The sequence below is a fragment of the Motiliproteus sp. MSK22-1 genome (assembly GCF_001968815.1).
In the GTDB taxonomy this organism is placed as follows: Bacteria; Pseudomonadota; Gammaproteobacteria; order Pseudomonadales; family Balneatricaceae; genus Motiliproteus.
The window spans coordinates 102,380-121,753 of the sequence record NZ_MIEQ01000027.1 but is presented as its reverse complement, the minus strand read 5'-3'; the positions used below and the strand labels follow the sequence as shown (position 1 = coordinate 121,753).

Below are 19,374 nucleotides of genomic sequence, written 5' to 3'. Positions count from 1 at the left end.
CTCCTATCTGACCTTATCAGCACTCCAGATAGCTGCGATTGACGCATACCTCTGATACGCACATCAAGCGTTACCATCCTCAACAGGCTTATTCAGCTAACCCGCCAAACTTACCAGCCACGAATCGCGAATAACATCAGCACAGCATAATATATAGACCGACCTGCTACCAGCTGTCATCACTGGATCTGACGTATTAAAAGTGATCGCCGAAAAAACAAAACCTGAAGCAGCATGGAGCCTACCCCCATGGCATTTACAATCAGAAAAACAAAGACCCCCAAAACCGGGATAAGCAGAATCACCGTCATTAACAAGATTCCAATAAAGACGGCAAGGAGTTGAGATAGGGAGCTGCCCGATTGAGATTTTCCCAGCAACGAAAGCACTCTTTCACCAAGAATAAACACAGCAACGATATAACCGATCATTCCCAGTAGCAGATAAATACAAATAAACCCGAGGCCTAAAGGTATTCCGAAAACACTGGAAATTAACAACACACTCAGAACAGGCCCGGAAAAAATCAGCAGTAATCCAGTCATAAGTGCTTTCCCTTTGTGTGACTGAAATCGCTTATTACAGGCAGGAAGCATCGCTGGAGCAATATATACTGTAAGCACAGAAAAAAGAATCAGACCGACCAATAAAGACAAAAAGGTCAATCCAGCAACAAAAAACAGTCCTTCCCGATTTTTCTCAATTTGGGAAGTTTTAATATAGACAATATCCTTACCGATAGACACGCTATCTGCAATATCAATCACTTGAGGAGAATAATAGATAAGGCTTCCGGCAATTGTGGTTCCTGGTAATAACCTGATGTGCTTCGAAACCACCTTAACGTCCCCTTTTATTTCGCCTCCTATCGTGACCTTACCACCCGCTACGCGCAGGTCACGGCTGAATATTCCATCTAAGTGAACCTTTCCCCCGGCTGCCATCACCTTGCCATCAACATTCAGACCTTTACCAAGATTGACTTCACCTCCAACAAGAAAGATATTACCGGTAATACTGGCATTTTGGACGTGCACATCCCCGCCGACGATTACCATGCCTTCATCGGTATCAGCGGTGATATCAATATTTCCTCCTGCAACAATCAGGCTGCCTTTTACCTTGCCATCAATGGACAGATTGCCACCGGCTACCGCGACCTCTCCATCGATCTCAGAGTTGACCTTCAAGTCACCTGAGGCTGCAAACAGATCTCCTGCTACATCCCCCGCAACATACAATTCATCGGCGGTGAGGAATATATCACCGGAAATACTCCCCGTTTTACTGACAACAGAGCGCTCTTCACCATCTCCCTGGTTTCCTGAAATCACAATAGCAATGACTATAAGGATTATGACGAGGATCCACACTTTTATTTTATTCAAGGTCAATTCCATTCATTATTTGATCATGGCTGAGATCTGATTTGAATTTGTCACTTTCATACTGGATGTTGGAGTGTCTGGCGACTCTGCCAGCCACTCCAGGAGTTTCTGCGGCATTAATACGGCCTGCCTGGCTATACGACCTATTCTGGATATTCCTAAGTAAACAATGTCTCTAGCTTCGCCCATAAGACCTTTATCTGAGCTATTACGCAGATCTTCCAGCTCAATAATCTGTTGAGAAACGGCAGCAACTATTTTATTGGTTACTTCATCCTGAGTATTTAATACATCAGTAAGCTTTCGATCGTAACGCCCACCCCACAAGTGGAACTCGGTTTCAGAATCCACTAGCTGTACAAGAATACGGACACGATCTTCAACCTGTTGAATACTACCTTCAAAAACATAGTTCACTTTGTTTTTTTGAGTGACGCTGTTTTCTATTTTCAAGTCATTGCGTATCACAATGAAGTTAGACGTGGATAAAAGAGAAGTCTTCAGGTTTTCCATCAAACCAACACTAAATGCACTCCCCTGGGTGGTCTCGCCTATCAATTTAAACGGGACAATTGCTAAAGCGGCTTTCTCGCGGCTCGATGTTTCAGCCGGTGATGAACCGAAATCAGAAAAAAGAACAAAGGTCAGCAATAACAAACAGGCAACAATAATCAGATTAACCGGTAATTTAATCCACTCAGACAGGCGCCTTAAAAAGGACTCGGTTGACTCTACAGACTGGTTTTCGACTTCAATAAAATAATGTCGCAGAGGGGTTGCGATATTCTTGACCTTTTTTGTTCCCATATCCTGAAAACCAAGATCAAGTTTGTTTTTTACCTGTTCGTAGATAGTCGACGAAACGCAAATACCACCAGCCCCGGCCAAGCTTTCCAGCCTGGCGGCAATATTGACACCATCTCCATAGATATCTTCTTCATCAACAACAATTTCACCGAGATTAATACCCATTCGAAAATCGAATCGTATGTCAGCAGGCTTGCCGACATTACGTGCGTTCATCTGCGTTTGCATATCGCACGCACACCTGACTGCATCACTTGCGGTTGGAAACTCAGTCAGAAAACCATCACCGGTATGTTTGACTATTCGACCGCCATGACGACTAATGGATGGATCGATGACTTCTTTACGGGCAGCCCACCAGTCTTTGATAGTTCGGTCTTCGTCAGCAGACATCAGCCGGGTATAGCCCGCTACATCAGCAGCCAAAACCGCAGCCAAGCGCCGTTCAGAGTAGGCTTCACTCACCGCTATTCTTTCCCATGACAGAAGACAAAATGCTCATACAACTCCGTGTTCAGCAATCACAGCGCTAATATACCAGAGAAAATAGCAATGCTATACGTCTTGCGTCAGTGCCTGTACTTTCCAATAAAAAGTCCCGGAAACCAGACAATTAAAAGGCTTCACTCCCCCAAATGATAAAACCTATCTGTTGCTGGCAACCAAGTTACCGGTTGAAAGCACAGGACATTAATTGAATGGACAGGATATCTAAGGAATCTAACTGGAGGTAATGACTCTCTTGGCTTTCCAGTAACGTGGAGACCAATAGACGTTATCCAGCCGGCTCAAGGTCACCCCCTGGCTCGTTGAGGCATGGAGAAAGACCTGATCGCCAAGATAAATACCGACATGACGCACCTTAACCTCCGTCTTGAAAAAGATAAGATCCCCGGTTTGCAGCTGGTTACGAGCCACTGATTTACCGATACGGTGTTGCTCCGCTGTGGTTCTGGGTAAAGAGATTCCCAGTCGTTGGGAAAAGGTCTGTTGAACAAAGCTGGAACAATCCACCCCTTGACGACTATTTCCACCTAACCGATAGGGCGTTCCTCGCCATTCAAGATACTGAGCATAGAGAGGTTCACTCATTGAGGAGGTTGTTTTAAACGATGAAATTGAAGCGCTGGGCTGCCTGGCTGCCGGTTGCCCACAACCGGTCAACAGCGCCAGGCCAAGAAAAACAGCACACCAGTAACCGCCCCATCTGATCAATTCTGGGCCATACTGTTGTCTGTTCAAAAATCTTAACCGCATAATCATAGTATCTATACTATAAACTATTCTTCGAACTGGCGTTGATCCAAAGTCGCTGTTAAGCACTGGTTTAAACAATAAGCGATAGCGGGGCTTATCAGGTTTTATTAAGTTGCTGACGGATAGAGCGGACCTCTATTCCCAGTGTATCGAGTTTTTTGACAACTCTTATTCGCTCAGGAATCGAGCGTAGTTTGCTGATTCCTTCCCCGCCCGCCAACAGTATTACCGACACAGGAATTTTATCGCTCAATTCTCTGAGTACCGCAATTACCGAGGCTCGTTTATGAATAGCACTGAAAGACAGCGCAAGCACTTGGGGATTTAACCCGATACAGGCTTCGACAAGTTGATCCACTGGGGTCTCAACCCCTAAATTAATCGTCTCAACTCCCTCAGCACGCAGTAATAGTTCTACCATCAACAACCCCATTCCATGTCGCTCTCCAGGCAAAGTCGTCAGTAAAATCTTAAGATCATCTTCAATATGACTGAACTCATTAGTCGCTTCATTCAACATATTACCCAAGTGGTTGGTAATCAGGTGCTCCATATAAATAGAAAGCTGGCCATTGGCCCAGGCATGTCCTATCTGCTCAAGCAAAGGGGCGGCAATATCATAGGTGAAGAGCTGAGGTCCCTGCTGCTTCAGCATCACTCTGAGGCTTTGCAAAACCTCCTGTGTCCTTCCCTCTCCAAGTGCACCCACCATTTCATCAACTTTGGGATTGTCGCGATGGTCCTTAACCGTTTTTAGTTGCTCTGCCAGGATATCCAACTGCTCCGGGCTCATGGACACAATACTACCGGGACGACAACCTTGATCTAACAGGCGGCTGATACTTCTTAATCGATCCAGTTGCTCTTTCGGATAAAGACGCTCTCCTTTCTTCCCCCGCCTTGGCTGAGGAAACCCATAACGGCGTTCCCAGACACGTAAAGTGTCTTTCCCTATCCCGGTATCTCGGGACACCTCTTCAATAGAAGAAGTCAGGTTTACATGCTTATTCATGGAAAGCGCTCTGGACAATTTTTAATAATCATATCTATTTGTCCTAGACAAAATAAACTAATCAGGTGTATTTTTAACTCACGGCCCACTAGGAGGTGCTTATGAAAATCATCACAACCTGCAAACAGACCAAATCAGAAAAGGTGGATAATTCAGAAATAAAAGTAGGCATAAGCGCCTGCTTACTGGGTCATTCAGTACGCTATAACGGCGGACATAGCCGCTCTCGTCTCTGTCTGGAGGAACTGAGTGAGCACTTTAGCTATCGTAGTTTCTGTCCCGAAACAGCTGCCGGGTTCGGCGTTCCCAGGCCAACCTTGCGGTTGACGGGTGAAATATCCGCCCCTCGCCTGGTGTTCTCCAATAACCAGCAACAGGATGTAACCGAGCAATTAGTCAATGCGATTAATCCAGTAATAGGCACACTGGCTGATCTTGATGGCTACATACTGATGAAAAACTCCCCCAGCTGTGGAATGGAACGAATCAAAGTTTATCAGGACAATGGCTACCCACATACGAGACGCACTCAAGGGCTGTTTACTGCAGCCCTGCAGAAAAAACACCCGAATCTGCCAATAGAAGAGGAGGGCCGGTTGAACGATGCCCGCCTGAAGGAGAATTTTATACTTCGGGTATTTGCACATAATCACTTTCGCAACCAAGTTGATACTCAACCAACCCTGGGCTCACTGATGAACTTTCATCGGGATTACAAGTATGTGCTGATGGCTCACAGTCAATCCGAATACAAAGCGCTCGGAAGACTGCTTGCTGAAACAAAACCCCATCAAAATATCGATAACCTCCGTGACTTGTACTTCCAACGATTTATGCAGGCAATTTCAAAACCAGCCAGTCGAAGCAATCACTGCAATGTGCTGTTGCATATTCTTGGTTATCTGAAACGATCAGTAGACGGTGAGGTGCGACGAGATATTGCTGACATCATCGATAGATATCGCCGGGGAGAGGTCAACCTGGCAACACCGTTAACCCTTATAAAACATTACGTACAGCGCTTTGGTAGCCATTATGTTCAAACTCAACGCTATTTACAGCCCTATCCTTCTGTACTGGGACTAAGTAATCAATTATGAACGATCAGAACCTTTAACTGATCTATAAATCCTCCGGCTTGAGAGAGATCAGATATAAAACATCAATAATTGCAGGCATACTGCATGCCTGTACTCATTAAGAACGCTGTCTGATCACTCTTTAGCAATCTGAAATGTCCCAGAGGACCAGTGGTTTCCCCCGTTAGATCTGTCGGCAAAGGTTAGACAGACTGGATCTTAACACTGGACTCTTAGAGAAAGGGCTTTTATCCTTCCCACCACTTTTTGCCCCGTTTTAGCTGTAGCCTGATCTACAGAGGATTTATCATGAATTTTTCATCTTTAGACCTAGCACCAGAAATACAGCAAGCAATCGATGCCTGTGGTTATAAACAGATGACTCCTATCCAGGAGAAAGCAATCATACCGGCTCGACGTGGTAAAGACTTGTTGGCAAATGCCCAGACAGGAACCGGAAAGACTGCGGCCTTCTCACTGCCGATTATCCAACGAATGTACGACAAGCCAAAGCAGGCCAGACCAGGTACTCCACGGACCCTGATCCTGACTCCGACTCGAGAACTTGCCGAACAGTTGACGGAGACAATCAGGCGCTATGCCCAGTTTTTACCATTCACGATTACCGCACTCTACGGCGGCGTTAAAATGACCGGGCAGCAGAGTAAATTAAAGACTGGTGTTGACATCGTAGTGGCCACACCAGGCAGACTGTTGGAACACCTTGAGCAGTGTAATATCAATCTCGCTGAAGTTGAGTTCGTGGTACTGGATGAAGCTGACCGCATGCTGGATATGGGCTTTATTACCGATGTCCATGAACTATTGCAAAAAACCCCCGATAGCCGACAAACCCTGTTGTTCTCCGCAACAATTTCTCCATTGGTTAATAACCTGGCGAGAACACTACTGAATAATCATGAAGTCATTCGTGTGGCTAAGCAGAACGCAACCGCTGATACCGTAGAGCATGTGGTCTACCCGGTAGAGGAACGCCGTAAGATAGAACTGTTTCTCGACCTGATTGAGGAACACAGTTGGTTTCAGGTTTTAGTGTTTACCAGTACTAAAGCTCAAGCCGATGAACTGATGCGTAATCTGAAAATGGTCCGAATCAGTGCCGCATTATGTCATGGTGATAAAACTCAAGGGTCCCGTCGCCGTGCGCTGGCTGATTTTAAAGCTGGAGACATACAGGTACTGGTCGCTACAGAGGTTGCCGCTCGCGGGTTAGACATTCAAGGTCTGGAGCACGTAGTTAACTTCAACCTCCCTTACTTGGCAGAGGACTATGTACACCGTATTGGACGTACCGGCCGTGCCGGTGCTAAAGGTCAGGCCATCTCTTTCGTAAGCCGCGAGGAAGAACGCTCACTGGACAATATCGAACGCTTAATCGGCAGCACTATTTCTCGTATCTATATGCCAGGCTACGAAGTGGGCAGCCGAGCTAAGTTACAGAATAATCTTGCACAAAAGGCACGACCGGCACGGACCAATAAAGCCAGTCAAACCAAAATCATCCGCAATAAGAAAGAAACGGTGAGGACTAAAGGCAAAACTGCGAACAAGAAAAAACGCTAGGATTCTTCAAGCCGAGAGAACACTGGGAAGAGACATCGGAAAAAGAGGGAGAGTTTGATTCTCCCTCTTTTATCAAAAGGTTAAAAGCAAAACAGGAAAAACGTTAAGCCATTACTTGCTAGTCTGAGAAATCAGAATCCTGTTTTTTTGTCCGGTATCCGGGCTTTGCCAGAATTTCCAGATAAAATGACCCTAACTGGAGTTGTTCAGCTTCATCGATACATTTATTTATTTCTGACAGATGAATAACCCTGGCTTCCTTTTCTGTATGTCCGTATTTGCAGTCGAAATCCAAAAAATCAACCCCTACGGGTAGCTTCTTATTCCGTTCTCTTCTCAGGTATTTTTTTACATCGTGCTTAATTGAATCAACCAATCTGGCAACTTTGATTTTGGGGTGAGTAAGTAAAAATGTTTTTTTCATATCTATCCTAAAGATTGACCGCCAAAAAAGCAGATCAAATATTACACCAGCTCGCCGCCATCTTACTCCAATATCGAACCAAAGTATTTCAATTACACAGTGGAACCGATGGATTGCCTGCTGATAACCTAGCCGCCCCACAACAACGATGCCAAACACACGCGTGGATAGGTTTACAGAAGACCTTAGTCCACCAGTTCGATGCCCAGACTATGAAGTAAGCTTGCCGCTTCATAACGACAAAACCTGGCCCCTTTGACTTCATTGTCATAGATGTTGATGTTGTAATCAGTTGCCTCGGTAAAATCAGAACCCGTTAGATTTGTCTTATTAAACAAACTATTGGAGAAATTCGTATAAGTAAAAATGGCATCACTGAAATCTCCCTCCCTAAAATCCACATCCTCGGCTTTGCAATCTTCAATTACAATCTGCTGTAAGCTAAGCCCGAAAAATGACGAGTCATTGATAATACATCGATTAAATTTAATCGAACTGTGCAGGGCTATATCTGGCCAGGTTGCTTTAGTCCAGTCAACACCAATAACCTTGCACTCATCAAAGAAGACATTTGAGAACTTGCTGTATTCAAGCTTAACAACGCTTAAATTACATTTTTCAAAGCTGCAATCCATAAATGCGCACTTGCGGAAGATGGCTTCACTGAAATCGCAGTTTTTAAAGGTACAGCCATCAAATTCTTTATAGCAGATTTCAGCCTTCGAAAAATCCAGACTGTTGAAGTTTTTGGACAGATACTCTTTCTCACCCGCTTCAAAATTAACCATCTACGCTTCCTCAGCTCTTGCTGGCTTTACATCAATTTGGTTTTGCATCGTTTTAGAGGATGTGGGAGAAAACAGCATTGTGCTTTTGTTGCTCTGAGCTGTAAGTTGGACACTCTCCAGTGGTTAGAATCACGTCACTCTGCGCGAAAACAGAGGTCGAAAGCAGTATCCAGATAGCTAAAATCGTCAGAATTCTCATTTTCCGAATCCATTCATCAAAACAGGTCTTAGTATAGGTTATGCTACATAATTCTGGGGGCTTCCGGCTGATTTCTCCAGCAAATCCATCCCCCCACAACGAGCGGAACATTAGCAAGAAGGAGGTTGGCCTGGTACTAGCTATCTGGCAAGTTAAAAGTCACAGATCGAAGGCAAGGCGACTGTAGTTTAAATAGTCGTTTTACACACCCATAAAGTCAATTCAACCCCCTCACCTTCCATGGTTTTATCTTTAACTACCTTGAAACCAGCCCGTTCCAATGCTTCAAAGAGCTCACTTTTAGCCTCAGATCCACAGGGAAGTCCGCCATCTTTGACAATCACGAACGCCCCATCAGGAGTGAGTACACGCCGAACTTCTTTTAGCCCCTGATGCTGATCCTGCCAATGATCGAACGAATCAAAAGCCAGTACAAAATCAGCCGATGCATCCTCTAGCGGCAAGCTCTCAGCAGCCCCTTGATAAAAGTGAATTCGATCAGCAGCAACATCCGTGGCAGTTTTCTCTCGTGCTATCTCAACCATACGAGGCACGGGATCAATGCCAATTAAAACACCATTGGTAACCTGCTTCGCGGCATGCCTTAAAGCAGACCCGGTACCGCAACCAATATCAACAACGGTGGATTCTGGAGAGAACTCCACGGCCGCTGTGCCAAGCCTGTTAGTTGCATATTCACCGTATTTTTCTGCATACCATTCGGCCGTCTCGGAATCCCATTTACTCATTTTCTTCCGTCTCATCTAACTGTCTTTATTGCTTTATACGGAAACAAGCTAACTACGCTGTCAGCATTCCACAAAGCCTCAACAGTATCAAACGATTAGACAGTCAAACAAGTAGTTAACATCAGTTCGGTTATAATCGCGTCAGGTCTGCAATAGATTCCGGAATCAGGTAAACAATCAGGATAACCAGCGGCAACATAATGAAATAAAGGTTCATTGAAAAGCGGATATAGGGGTGAGCATTACGCAGCTCCATAAAACGATCAACCACTAACCACCCCTTGAGCCCAACGGTACCGGCAATAGCCAGCGTTACCAGCAGGCTCGGTTCAGCAGACTCAGCAATAAAGGCGCTGCCAAGTGTCATTACCATCAAGGCCAGCCATACATAGTTCTGGATTTTATAGTTTGATAGGGTAACCATCCTCATCACCTTAATACGTAGAGTAGCGGAAAGATAATAATCCATACCAAATCAATCATATGCCAATAGCACGCAATAGCTTCCATTCCCTCATGGTCTTCTGCGGTATAGCCGCCACTCTTGAGTCTGAAAATAGCCCAGAGAATGGCTCCACCACCCCAACCCACATGCAAGAAGTGATTGAATGTCATGTAGTAATAAACGGTAAAGAAAAGATTGGTTTCTATTTCAATCCCCTGCTCCATATTCCATTGATATTCCCAACCTTTAACCACCAGATAGAATAAGGCACAGACGATGGTCCCCCAGAGCCAGCGTATCGCCAGGTTAATCCGGTTCATCCGGACGCAAGCCATCGCTTTGGCAACACAATAGCTACTGGTCAATAAAGCCAGCGTATTTAAAGTTCCCGCCTGAGTATTGAGCTGTAAAGGCCCCTGGTTGAAAACTTCCTGGTAGTGCACCTTGGCAATAAAATAAACCAGAAACATCAACGCAAATTCACTCATTTCTGCGTAAATGCCAACCCAGACCGCACCATTTCCCGGAATTCTATTATCTTTTGGCAGATCAACAGCCGGAGGGGCTACTACATCCGCCGCCTCCCGCGCTGTGACCGCAGGGGTACCTACCACAGTAAAATGCTCCTTTTAAGCCATACAAGTGAGTTATATGCCACCTAATTTAAACGGTACATAACGGCGTAAAACCAGTAGTGATAGGCTACTCTGTCGAAAAAAAAGGTACAGATGCAAAAATTTAAACAATAAAGTGCACAGGCTAACCAATTCAGCCACTGTGCCTGTTATTTTTGGTTAAGCTGTACCCCAAAGACAGCAAATGCTCCAGCCCCCTGCTACAGCCAAGGCTTAAAACTCTGTCCTGTAACATCCAGAGAACGAGGCGCAATAACAAAAAAGGATTAAGGTTCAACCAAACCCTGACTCATTTAGCGAGACTCACTGCTTTATGGGCAAACCATTGCTCAAGATATTCTATGCATTGGACAAGCTTTGAAGGTACAAAATGTCGCGCCGGATAGAGGGCATAGAGAGTCAGGTCAGGTCTTTCAGAGTTCGCTAAAACTTCGACAACCTCTCCTTTTTCCAGCGCTTCCCGGCAGACAAAGTCTGGAATGAATCCGACTCCCCGACCGCCTTTAATGGCCTCCATCATAAAAATTGTACTGTTAACCCGCAGTGTCCCCTTAACGGCAATACCATCTTCGATGGGCCAGATATTCTTTCCCTGGAAATAACTGTATACAAAACAATTATGATCTTTCAGATCTCGCGGTAAGTTAATCGCAGAGTGTTCTCTCAAATACTCAGGTGCCACGCAGACGCGATACTTAAAGCGAATCAAAGGACGCCCAACATAATTCGAATCAATCGGTCGACTGGATGCTCGGAAACCCAAATCGAACCCCTGCTCTACCAGATCAACCGTTTCATCCCCCAAATGAAGATCCAACTCAATATCCGGGTACGTCCGCATAAAATCCGCAAACAAGGAAGACAGGTCGGTAATACCTAGGGCCATCGGCGCATTAATCTTCAATTTACCGCGAGGATGCTGTTGAAGATCCTGGACAAAACTATCGGCATCATCAAGCTTCTCCAAAATCTCCCGCGCTCGTTGCAAATAGCCTTCGCCTACGTGAGTCAACTGAACACTACGTGTAGAACGGTGCAGCAGACGAGCACCTAACGCCTGCTCAAGGCGGCTTATCTCCTTACTGATCATCGATTTGGAAGCATTAGTCTGCTCCGCGACCCGCGTAAAGCTACCCAGGTCAGCCAGACGTACAAACAGCTGCATTGCGCGTAGTTTATCCATAGAAAAATTTCATTCCGGGGAGACGCTGATAAAAACAAAACTGTTTCCCTTGCGGAAACAGATAGTTCTTATTGTAGCTATATATACAAACAATTAGCAGCCGTAGACTTCTCCCTGTGGTTACTCATTCTCCAGAAAACGACACACGCGAAATCTAACAATTTATCCAATAATAAGGACACGACTATGTACACTCTGTATTACCTACCCGGCGCTTGCTCACTGGCAACTCAAGTAATTCTTCATCAGTTGGACCAGACGGTTGAAATTATCGACAAGCAGAAAGTCGAGAACTTTACGGCAATCAACCCTGTCGGCACGGTACCGGTACTGATTGAAAATGGCACGACACGCCGAGAAGGCGCTGCAGTGATCCTATACCTGCTCAATAAGCATCCGAATACCATGCTGCCAGCCATTGGAACGGCTCGCGAGCAAGCAATCCAGGATATAATGTTCGCCAATGCTACGATGCATCCCGCCTACGGTCGCCTGTTTTTTATTGCTCAGAACATTACCGATCAGAAAATCAAAAAATCAGCCTTTGACGCGGCTGCCACAGCAATTTCCAGCCTCTGGCAAGTGGTAGAGCAGCAACTGGAAAACCAAAGTTTTCTTGGAGGTGATCAGCCTTCGGCAGCCGATATTATGCTGACTGTATATTCCCGATGGGGAGCCAGCTTTCCGGTAAAGATCCAGTTTGGAGCTAACACTCAAAGAATGCTTGATGCGATTCAGTCCATGCCGAGTTTCCAACGCGCTCTATCCGCTGAACAGCAGCAATCAGCCGCTTAGCACTATAGCTTACAACAGCTCCAGACTGTCGACGATTACAGGAGAAAATTTATGGAAACAAATGCAGTGCCTGGCGGTGATTTTGGTGCCAACGAGTTTGAGTCAGTAATAGCCGTTGTGCGGGACTATTTTGACGGCTTACATCATGGAGAGGAATCAAAGCTACGGGCCATTTTCCATCCGGATGCCTATCTGAAAGCACCGGGTTTATGCCGCAGTCTTGAGCAATGGCTGGAAGCTGTTGCAAACAGACCAGTACCTGAACAACAGGGCCGGCCATATGACTTTAAGCTGCTTTCAATTGAAATCATAAAAGACCAAGCCATGGTAAAACTGGAGTGCCCGCTATTTGATCACTTTTATCTTGATTTTCTGGGCCTTCTGAAAGAAAACGGCCGCTGGTTGATCGTCAATAAGATGTATACCGATTTGCGAGCAGAGTCGTTGCGGGCAATGATTACACCTTAGCCTTAGCTGTCGACTCCAATTCGGTCGAATACTTCGAACGGACATTAACAAACAGAAAAGCAGCCGACTGTTCCAATCTTAATATTTCAGGCTAACCTGATAAAAGAGAAACAATCATGCCCTATGTTAGCATTAAAGTAACGGATGAAAATGTGACTAAAGAACAAAAAGAAGCGCTGATAAACGGTACGACCCAATTATTAGTGGATGTTCTTAATAAAAACCCTGAAACAACCTTTGTCGTAATCGATGAGGTTAATACAGATAACTGGGGCATCGGCTTTGATCAGGTAACCAAACTGCGCAAAACAGCGAGCACCTAGAGAAAGACCTGTAAAAATAAAAACCGGTATATACGCATATTAGAAAATATCTGCTGTATATACCGGGGCCAGAGAGCCTGTAAATGATTCTGTGTAACTGCCAGAGTTATTTACAGGCTCTCTGGCTCCTTATCCGGCAACCAAAACCCGATCCACAAACTTCTTCAGCAGGTTATTGGACTCCGGTGTCTCCTGAGCATTATCCAATACCGCTTGCAGGTGCCCATCACCATCGGTGTACTTTTCTTTAAACAAAGTCAGTCGGTCAATTAACGTTTGCAGATCAACTTCCGGGTGGAATTGGGTGGTCCAGAACTCCGCATTGTTTACCTTAAATGAATGGCAGCAATCCTGCGTGCAGGCTAATTGTGTACAGTTTACCGGTGGTTCAGAAGCTCTTTCCCGATGCACTGATACCGCTAGGAATCCGTCGGTAACATCGTGAAAAAGAAGGTCTTCAGACGCCGGTTGGTCCAGCTTGATTGGGATGGTTCCCATTTCAAAATCCTTTTCATCATGGACGATGGTGCCTCCCAGTGCCATTACCGCCAATTGATGACCAAAACATGAGGCAAAAACGGGAACCTGTAAATCAATGCAACGGCGCAACAGTTCTTGAGCAGGTAGCACAAAGGGATATTTTTCCGGTTCCAGTACGCTTGCTTCACTGGAACCTCCAACGTATAGAGCATCGTAGCCTTTCAGGACTGATTCATCGAACTCGGGTGTATCAAAAACATTGAGCACGGAAAACTGATCAACGGGTAAGTCACTGTAGCGGGCAAAACTCTCCAGCTCTTCCCTCCGGGTTTGGGCTTCGTTACGAATCTGAAGTAACAATATCCGGATTTGGCTTTTGTCTTTGCGCATACATATCCCCTGATGATCCGATTAACACTGATGCGAGATTACCGGTAACAGGTGATCGTCGACAGCCGCTTAAGGATAACGCAACTGCAGCAGACATTTCACTATTACGAAGGATTAACACAGGTTGTTATCACATGTTGAAAATCGAATACCAGAGGCGGTTAGACTTGGGACTATCGTTAATCAGCATCCACTAGTTGGTCTGAATATTCATTACGTAGTGACCATCCACAAAGGCATCAAAAAAGTTTGCAACCTCCGGGTGGCTGATAGGTTCGTTCTCGGTATCCAGTTCCAGGTTACTTTCGGCCACATAGGTTTCGTGAATTGCATTGTGAACCAGTACCCGGTACCAAGGCTGATCTTTGGCTGGGCGGCTTTTGGCAATTTGTTGATACCATTCCTCGGATAGCATAAACGATGGATCCACATCGACAATAACGCCACGATAATCAAATAAACGATGATGAATCAACTGACCAACAAAGAACTTAGCCGTTTGCATAGAGTCTCCCTGCAGGGGATCAACGAAGAAATCCATGAGATTTTTCACTGTTTCCTGAGTCTTTTAGCATAGCTTATCTTCCCCTATTTTCATTAAAAAAATGAAGGAAGCTAACAAATTTAGCCAACCATTCTACAGGTATTCTGTTACTGCCAGTTTACTAAAATTAGATAGCTGGTGGCTATTCGTACCCGGACAGTTCCACATATCCTCTTCCCTGATGAGATCCTGTAACCTTTACGGCTCCTTCCCAATAACGGACAGATAAATCCATTAACTGATCTTTGACCAGAGGCTGTATTTCAAGGTTCAGATCTTGATCAGGAACCCTTAACTGCCAACCTGAAGGATACACAGCTCCCTCAGGGCTGAGCCACTCGTCCAATGGTGAAAGCTCAACAGCATCTGGTTCAAGAGCCAGGCTTCGCCCTGTCGTATCGATTAGATTAAAGTGACTTAATCCCTTACTACCATCCCGGTTGCGAAAACGGTAATACATCAGTTCACGACCATCATCCAATTGCAGGCTGAACCAGTCCCACCCCTGCTGATAGTCCGCCAGGCTATTGCTACTCCATTCATGATCAAACCAGGCCAGGCCATCGACCGCATATTGCTGCCCTTGCCATTGCAGTTGACCATCAACAGATAACCGAGGATAGGAGTAATAAAATGATGCTCCCCCTTCAAGGTTTTTCAAACTAACGCCCTTATTACCTTGCAGTACCATTGGTTTAGTGGTGATCGCCTCCAGCGTTAAGCCGATCTTTTTATCCGAATCAAAGGCCGCTATAGTCATTGGAAACAGATCTTTCTGCCCGTGACTTTGCATAAACCAGTTAGCCAGCCACAGTTTCAGAAATGGCTCAGCAGTATTGACCTCATCCGTTTTCATCCATCTGGCACCGGCCAGCCCAGGTCCCTGGCGACTAAAACGCTCTCCCGCTCGATGCTCTCCGTCATCAACATGGGTTATGGCAAAGTGAGCCATGTAAATTTGCGGTTCCAGCCAGGGGTTATCTGATTTTTCCAAGCTTGAATTATTCATAGGCGCCAGAGCAAATCGAAAGAGCGTGAACTGGAATCCAAACAGCTGCTGCGGATCATTTTTATCCCGTAAATTGCCCGTTAAGTACCACCATTCATTCTGAAACCCTGAGTGGGATGCGTGGTCTCTGGGAAAGACCAGAGAAACGCCTTCTTTCGCTTCAATAAATCCTGCTTGACTGCTTTCACTCCCCATCAAAGAATCAAGCTGAAGCCTTGATCCTGACGGATGCCTGGTCGAGCCGTCATGGGGTGGATCTGCGCTTAACACTAGCGCTATCACAAACAGGACAGCGCTCAGCAGGCTCCCCCAACTGGCGATAAGAACAGAACGGGGCACTCTCTTCACGACATACAACCCACGGTACTCTGAGAGCGGCCGTCACGTTTAATTAACCAGGCGGGATAAATACAGGCCAGCATCGCTGCCAACACCGATAATAACGGTGCTTGAAATAACATCAGAGGGTCGAGCTGATAAACCAGAGTCCAACCAAAAGCCCTCAACTGAATCATATCAATCAACCCCCAGGCTAGCAGTAATCCCACAGGAATTGCAGCAACACCAGCTAAAGACCCAATAATCAGAGCTTGATAGAACAACAAACGAATCCGTTGCCAGGCACTAAAACCGAGAGCCCGGTAGAGGTGCATTTCTTGCTGCCGCTCCAACTGCAATGCTAAGAGCGCAGCCAACACACCAACAAAAGCTACGGCTACAGCAAATAATCTCAATACATCTGTCACCAGAAATGTTCGCTCAAAAATAGCCATTGAGCGGGACAGTACTCCTCTGCTTTCCGTAATTTTCAGAACAGCCAGCGGATCAATCATTGTTTGTTTCTGCTCCAGCCTGGCCAGGAACTCTGCAAGGTTAACTCCAGGTTTTAAATAAAGTCCGGCTACCCTTCCGGGCATTAAACGCCAGTCATTTTTAAAGTTCTTTTGACTGATAATCATCCGCCCGTTCTCATGACCGTAATCGTAGTACACTCCGGCGACTGTAAACTGCTGAAACCCTTTAGGCGTCTCAACGTTAATCACTTCTCCGGTTTTTAACGCATGTCGATTAGCCAAAGGCTCACTTATCAAAAGCTGCCCTGGTTGATCAAACAGCCTCCAGATGTCATCAACATTACCGCTGGTAAATCGGTACCCTGCTCGTGTCTGAGGTGGCATATGATTGGCAAATAGTTCTACCTGTCTGACCTGACTGGAGTCTGCTTGACGATTATGTTGACTCCGAATCCGGGTATTGATCCGGTAGTAAGACGCAACGGCTTCCAGTTCTGGCCGAAGCTCTAACCAGTTCCAAAGCTCTTGGCTCAGTGTTCGTGGATCATTAGGGACTCTTGATTCTGGAGCAACATAAACATCTGCGTTAAGTCGCTGATTAAGCCAGACTTCCAGGGTACTACGGAAACTACCAATCATAGTGGCCATCCCCACTGTTGCAGAAACAGCGACAACCAAAGCCATCAGGGCAACGGCGGTACGACTAAGGCCCCTTTCTGTATCACCAATAGCGATTCGCAATAAAAAAAACTGATTGACTCGGGAGTACCGATTCAACGCTGAACGCAGCCCTTTACAACTGATCACCACCAACATAGGCATCATGCTGGCACAGGCTAACAGCAATGCCGTGACAGCAATATAGCCACCGACCACACCACTTTCCGGGAGAAGACTGAAAACCAGTGCTAAAACAACAAGTCCAATCACCTGCCGAACAATATATCGACTTTGTTTCAAACTCTGAGTTTCCAGTTGTTGTCGGCTCTGGCCACGCAGAATGGACAAGCCTATTATCCGACGTCCGGGAATAATCCCGGCCAGCAAAGCGCCTCCCACGCCAACAATTACAATTTTTAACATCAACCAGGAATTCAACTGCAACAAGACAATAGGACTGGTCATATAAAGATCATTTACCGTGCGGCTCACTAAAACCAATAACTGGTCAGCCAGCAACAAACCTATCAGAAGCCCAAGCACTGACCCAATCAGCCCTAATAATATGAGTTCAAGTAACAGGTAGCGAAGCAGTTCGCGCTGAGTAATCCCCAGACTCCGAAGCTGTCCAAAAAGTTGTTGACGTTGCAACAGTGAAAACAGCAATGTGTTATAAACCAGAAAAAGACCAACGACTAAAGCCAGTAAACCTAAGGCACTCAGGTTTAAGTGAAGAGAGTCACTAAGCCCTTCGGTGGCTGAGCGCAGCTCTGAACGACTGCTTAATCGATAACCCTCTGGTAACCAGTCACGAACCTGCTCTGCTTGATTATCAGTTAACCGAAGCTCAATGGCGTCAAGTCGGCCCTGCAATTGCAATAGCTGTTGGGCATGACCAATATCCATCAACATCAACCGGCTAAAGCGGCTATCATCGGCATCGCCGATGCGACCCAGAATCTGAATGTTGGACACACCAGCCGAAGTGACCACTGTTAAAACATCTGAACTGAGATCTAAACGCCGATAACTGATCTCTCCCATCAGGGCGCTACTATCGGTTAACAATAAATCCTGTGTATCAAATCGGCTACTGGTCTGAACCTGTCCGACAGTTCGGAATTCGCGAAGTTGGAATGGGTCAATACCCAGTACCTGAAACACCGGTCCCTGTTCGTTATGAAGTCTCAGATGCCGACTGATAAGAGGAGCAGCGACAACCCCTAACTCAACTCTGAGTTGCGTGAGTAAGGACTCAGGTATCGTCTGCTCAGCGCTAATACGATGGGTTCCTTTCCCAAGCAGTTGGTTGTTCGCTAACTGAAAATTCTGCTGAGCGCTGTCGTTGGTTATTTCCACTCCGGCAACCACCGCCACACCTAAGATAATTCCCATTAATGCCGAGGCCAGTAGCCATTTATGTCGACGAAAATAGCCCAAATTAGCTTGTATTAGTGGCCAGGGCACAAGCTTAGTCAGCATAGCGGCTACGCTCTGTTCAAGCAGGAAGCGGATGTATTCGGGTTAGAACCCAGCACCCCCTGATGCAATTTCAGCACTCTGTCAGCCTTTTCCGCCAATGCTTCGTTATGGGTGACCAGTATCAGACTCTGATTTAGGGCCCGAACTTGTTCGAAAAGTAACTCCATGACTACATCAGCAGTATCATTGTCCAGGCTACCCGTAGGTTCATCGGCCAGCAGCAGCGCAGGTCGATGAATCAGCGCGCGTCCGATAGCAACTCGCTGCTGTTCACCACCAGACAATTGCTCTGGGTAAAGTTCCCCCCGGCCCGTCAGGCCCAGTCGTGCCAATAAGGTGCTTAATTGCCCTGGTGTCTCCTGCAAATTATTAAATCGCAAAGGTAATAATAAGTTTTCAGAAACAGTTAGGGTTGGAATCAAGTTAAAGAATTGAAAAACAATTCCAAGGTGTCGACGCCGGAACAGGGTTCGTTGCTGCTCATCCTGAGCAGTTAACCGGGTTCCTAGTATATAAATATCACCCGCATCCGGGTACTCTAATCCGGCAATGAGGTTCAGTAGCGTTGACTTACCTGAGCCACTGGTACCCAACAACACCAGAACCTCACCACTTTCGAGATTGAGGTTGACCCCCCTAAGCACCTGCTGACTGCGATGCCCAGCCGCGAACGTTTTTTCCAGACCTGTAACCTGAAGTAACATTTCCGTGGTCATCTATCGCTCCTGAAACATCAATACCGGTCCCGGAATGTCACCCGGGGATAGCCGTTCTCCAGAAACAACAAGGGCATACTGAAGAGGTCTAAAAACGTCAGTATGCCGGTTATATCAGAATGTCTCAAAACTATTGGTAGTGTTTAAAACTATTGCCAGCGTT

20 protein-coding genes are annotated in these 19,374 nt (G+C 46.0%); 5 read left to right on the top strand and 15 right to left on the bottom strand.

All coding sequences use genetic code 11. The features are described from left to right. Nucleotides 1–179: 179 nt before the first annotated feature. The 4 genes from BGP75_RS06735 to BGP75_RS06720 form a co-directional block, all read right to left on the bottom strand. Nucleotides 180–1,388 carry an EI24 domain-containing protein gene (locus tag BGP75_RS06735; RefSeq protein WP_143820999.1) on the bottom strand — a complete coding sequence of 403 codons (1,209 nt, stop codon included), beginning with the start codon at nucleotides 1,386–1,388 and terminating at the stop codon, nucleotides 180–182. 15 nt (nucleotides 1,389–1,403) lie between these two features. Next, nucleotides 1,404–2,660 carry an adenylate/guanylate cyclase domain-containing protein gene (locus BGP75_RS06730; RefSeq protein WP_076716889.1) on the bottom strand — a complete coding sequence of 419 codons (1,257 nt, stop codon included), beginning with the start codon at nucleotides 2,658–2,660 and terminating at the stop codon, nucleotides 1,404–1,406. Between the two features lie 255 nt (nucleotides 2,661–2,915). After that, complete coding sequence (locus BGP75_RS06725) at nucleotides 2,916–3,437, bottom strand: NlpC/P60 family protein (protein ID WP_233152863.1); 522 nt, start codon at nucleotides 3,435–3,437, stop codon at nucleotides 2,916–2,918. Between the two features lie 112 nt (nucleotides 3,438–3,549). Then, nucleotides 3,550–4,464 carry a MerR family transcriptional regulator gene (locus tag BGP75_RS06720; protein WP_076716886.1) on the bottom strand — a complete coding sequence of 305 codons (915 nt, stop codon included), beginning with the start codon at nucleotides 4,462–4,464 and terminating at the stop codon, nucleotides 3,550–3,552. Nucleotides 4,465–4,565: 101 nt separating this feature from the next. Here BGP75_RS06720 and BGP75_RS06715 point away from each other — a divergent pair, with 101 nt between their 5' ends. Together BGP75_RS06715 and BGP75_RS06710 are read left to right on the top strand one after the other, a co-directional pair. Beyond that, nucleotides 4,566–5,564 carry a DUF1722 domain-containing protein gene (locus BGP75_RS06715; RefSeq protein WP_076716883.1) on the top strand — a complete coding sequence of 333 codons (999 nt, stop codon included), beginning with the start codon at nucleotides 4,566–4,568 and terminating at the stop codon, nucleotides 5,562–5,564. A gap of 288 nt (nucleotides 5,565–5,852) precedes the next feature. Continuing rightward, nucleotides 5,853–7,127, top strand: coding sequence for a DEAD/DEAH box helicase (locus BGP75_RS06710; protein WP_076716880.1), 1,275 nt, complete (start codon nucleotides 5,853–5,855; stop codon nucleotides 7,125–7,127). 118 nt (nucleotides 7,128–7,245) lie between these two features. Here the strand turns inward: BGP75_RS06710 and BGP75_RS06705 are convergent, their stop codons facing one another. The 6 genes from BGP75_RS06705 to BGP75_RS06680 all read right to left on the bottom strand — a co-directional run bounded on the left by BGP75_RS06705 (nucleotide 7,246) and on the right by BGP75_RS06680 (nucleotide 11,550). After that, nucleotides 7,246–7,551 carry a DUF6172 family protein gene (locus BGP75_RS06705; protein WP_076716878.1) on the bottom strand — a complete coding sequence of 102 codons (306 nt, stop codon included), beginning with the start codon at nucleotides 7,549–7,551 and terminating at the stop codon, nucleotides 7,246–7,248. Between the two features lie 185 nt (nucleotides 7,552–7,736). Further along, a complete protein-coding gene (locus tag BGP75_RS06700; RefSeq protein ID WP_076716876.1) occupies nucleotides 7,737–8,339 on the bottom strand; it encodes a pentapeptide repeat-containing protein in 603 nt (200 codons plus the stop codon). Between the two features lie 387 nt (nucleotides 8,340–8,726). Further along, complete coding sequence (locus BGP75_RS06695; RefSeq protein WP_083704664.1) at nucleotides 8,727–9,302, bottom strand: class I SAM-dependent methyltransferase; 576 nt, start codon at nucleotides 9,300–9,302, stop codon at nucleotides 8,727–8,729. A gap of 115 nt (nucleotides 9,303–9,417) precedes the next feature. Next, nucleotides 9,418–9,711 (bottom strand): cytochrome C oxidase subunit IV family protein, encoded by a 294-nt coding sequence (locus BGP75_RS06690; RefSeq protein ID WP_076716871.1) that lies wholly within the window; start codon nucleotides 9,709–9,711, stop codon nucleotides 9,418–9,420. Nucleotides 9,712–9,716: 5 nt separating this feature from the next. Then, nucleotides 9,717–10,346 (bottom strand): cytochrome c oxidase subunit 3 family protein, encoded by a 630-nt coding sequence (locus BGP75_RS06685; protein ID WP_198939287.1) that lies wholly within the window; start codon nucleotides 10,344–10,346, stop codon nucleotides 9,717–9,719. A 310-nt stretch (nucleotides 10,347–10,656) separates the two neighbouring features. Continuing rightward, nucleotides 10,657–11,550: a LysR family transcriptional regulator gene (locus BGP75_RS06680; protein ID WP_076716869.1), complete on the bottom strand. Its 894-nt coding sequence runs from the start codon at nucleotides 11,548–11,550 to the stop codon at nucleotides 10,657–10,659. A gap of 186 nt (nucleotides 11,551–11,736) precedes the next feature. On the opposite strand from BGP75_RS06680, the gene BGP75_RS06675 reads away from it, so the two are divergent. The 3 genes from BGP75_RS06675 to BGP75_RS06665 all read left to right on the top strand — a co-directional run bounded on the left by BGP75_RS06675 (nucleotide 11,737) and on the right by BGP75_RS06665 (nucleotide 13,136). Next, the gene (locus BGP75_RS06675) at nucleotides 11,737–12,345 is read left to right on the top strand and encodes a glutathione S-transferase family protein (RefSeq protein WP_076716867.1); all 609 of its coding nucleotides are present in this window, start codon (nucleotides 11,737–11,739) and stop codon (nucleotides 12,343–12,345) included. Nucleotides 12,346–12,396: 51 nt separating this feature from the next. Next, complete coding sequence (locus BGP75_RS06670; protein WP_076716865.1) at nucleotides 12,397–12,813, top strand: nuclear transport factor 2 family protein; 417 nt, start codon at nucleotides 12,397–12,399, stop codon at nucleotides 12,811–12,813. A gap of 116 nt (nucleotides 12,814–12,929) precedes the next feature. Then, nucleotides 12,930–13,136 carry a 4-oxalocrotonate tautomerase family protein gene (locus BGP75_RS06665; RefSeq protein WP_076716863.1) on the top strand — a complete coding sequence of 69 codons (207 nt, stop codon included), beginning with the start codon at nucleotides 12,930–12,932 and terminating at the stop codon, nucleotides 13,134–13,136. A gap of 129 nt (nucleotides 13,137–13,265) precedes the next feature. Here the strand turns inward: BGP75_RS06665 and BGP75_RS06660 are convergent, their stop codons facing one another. The 5 genes from BGP75_RS06660 to BGP75_RS06640 form a co-directional block, all read right to left on the bottom strand. Continuing rightward, nucleotides 13,266–14,006, bottom strand: coding sequence for a type 1 glutamine amidotransferase (locus tag BGP75_RS06660; RefSeq protein WP_076716860.1), 741 nt, complete (start codon nucleotides 14,004–14,006; stop codon nucleotides 13,266–13,268). A 193-nt stretch (nucleotides 14,007–14,199) separates the two neighbouring features. Continuing rightward, nucleotides 14,200–14,559: a heat shock protein HspQ gene (gene hspQ, locus BGP75_RS06655; RefSeq protein ID WP_233152862.1), complete on the bottom strand. Its 360-nt coding sequence runs from the start codon at nucleotides 14,557–14,559 to the stop codon at nucleotides 14,200–14,202. Nucleotides 14,560–14,692: 133 nt separating this feature from the next. After that, nucleotides 14,693–15,907 carry a lipocalin-like domain-containing protein gene (locus BGP75_RS06650; RefSeq protein ID WP_143820998.1) on the bottom strand — a complete coding sequence of 405 codons (1,215 nt, stop codon included), beginning with the start codon at nucleotides 15,905–15,907 and terminating at the stop codon, nucleotides 14,693–14,695. Beyond that, nucleotides 15,904–18,495, bottom strand: coding sequence for an FtsX-like permease family protein (locus tag BGP75_RS06645; protein ID WP_076716856.1), 2,592 nt, complete (start codon nucleotides 18,493–18,495; stop codon nucleotides 15,904–15,906). The genes BGP75_RS06650 and BGP75_RS06645 overlap by 4 nt, the downstream gene beginning before the upstream one ends. Before the next feature lie 5 nt (nucleotides 18,496–18,500). Next, a complete protein-coding gene (locus BGP75_RS06640; protein ID WP_076716854.1) occupies nucleotides 18,501–19,211 on the bottom strand; it encodes an ABC transporter ATP-binding protein in 711 nt (236 codons plus the stop codon). Nucleotides 19,212–19,374 lie beyond the last annotated feature (163 nt).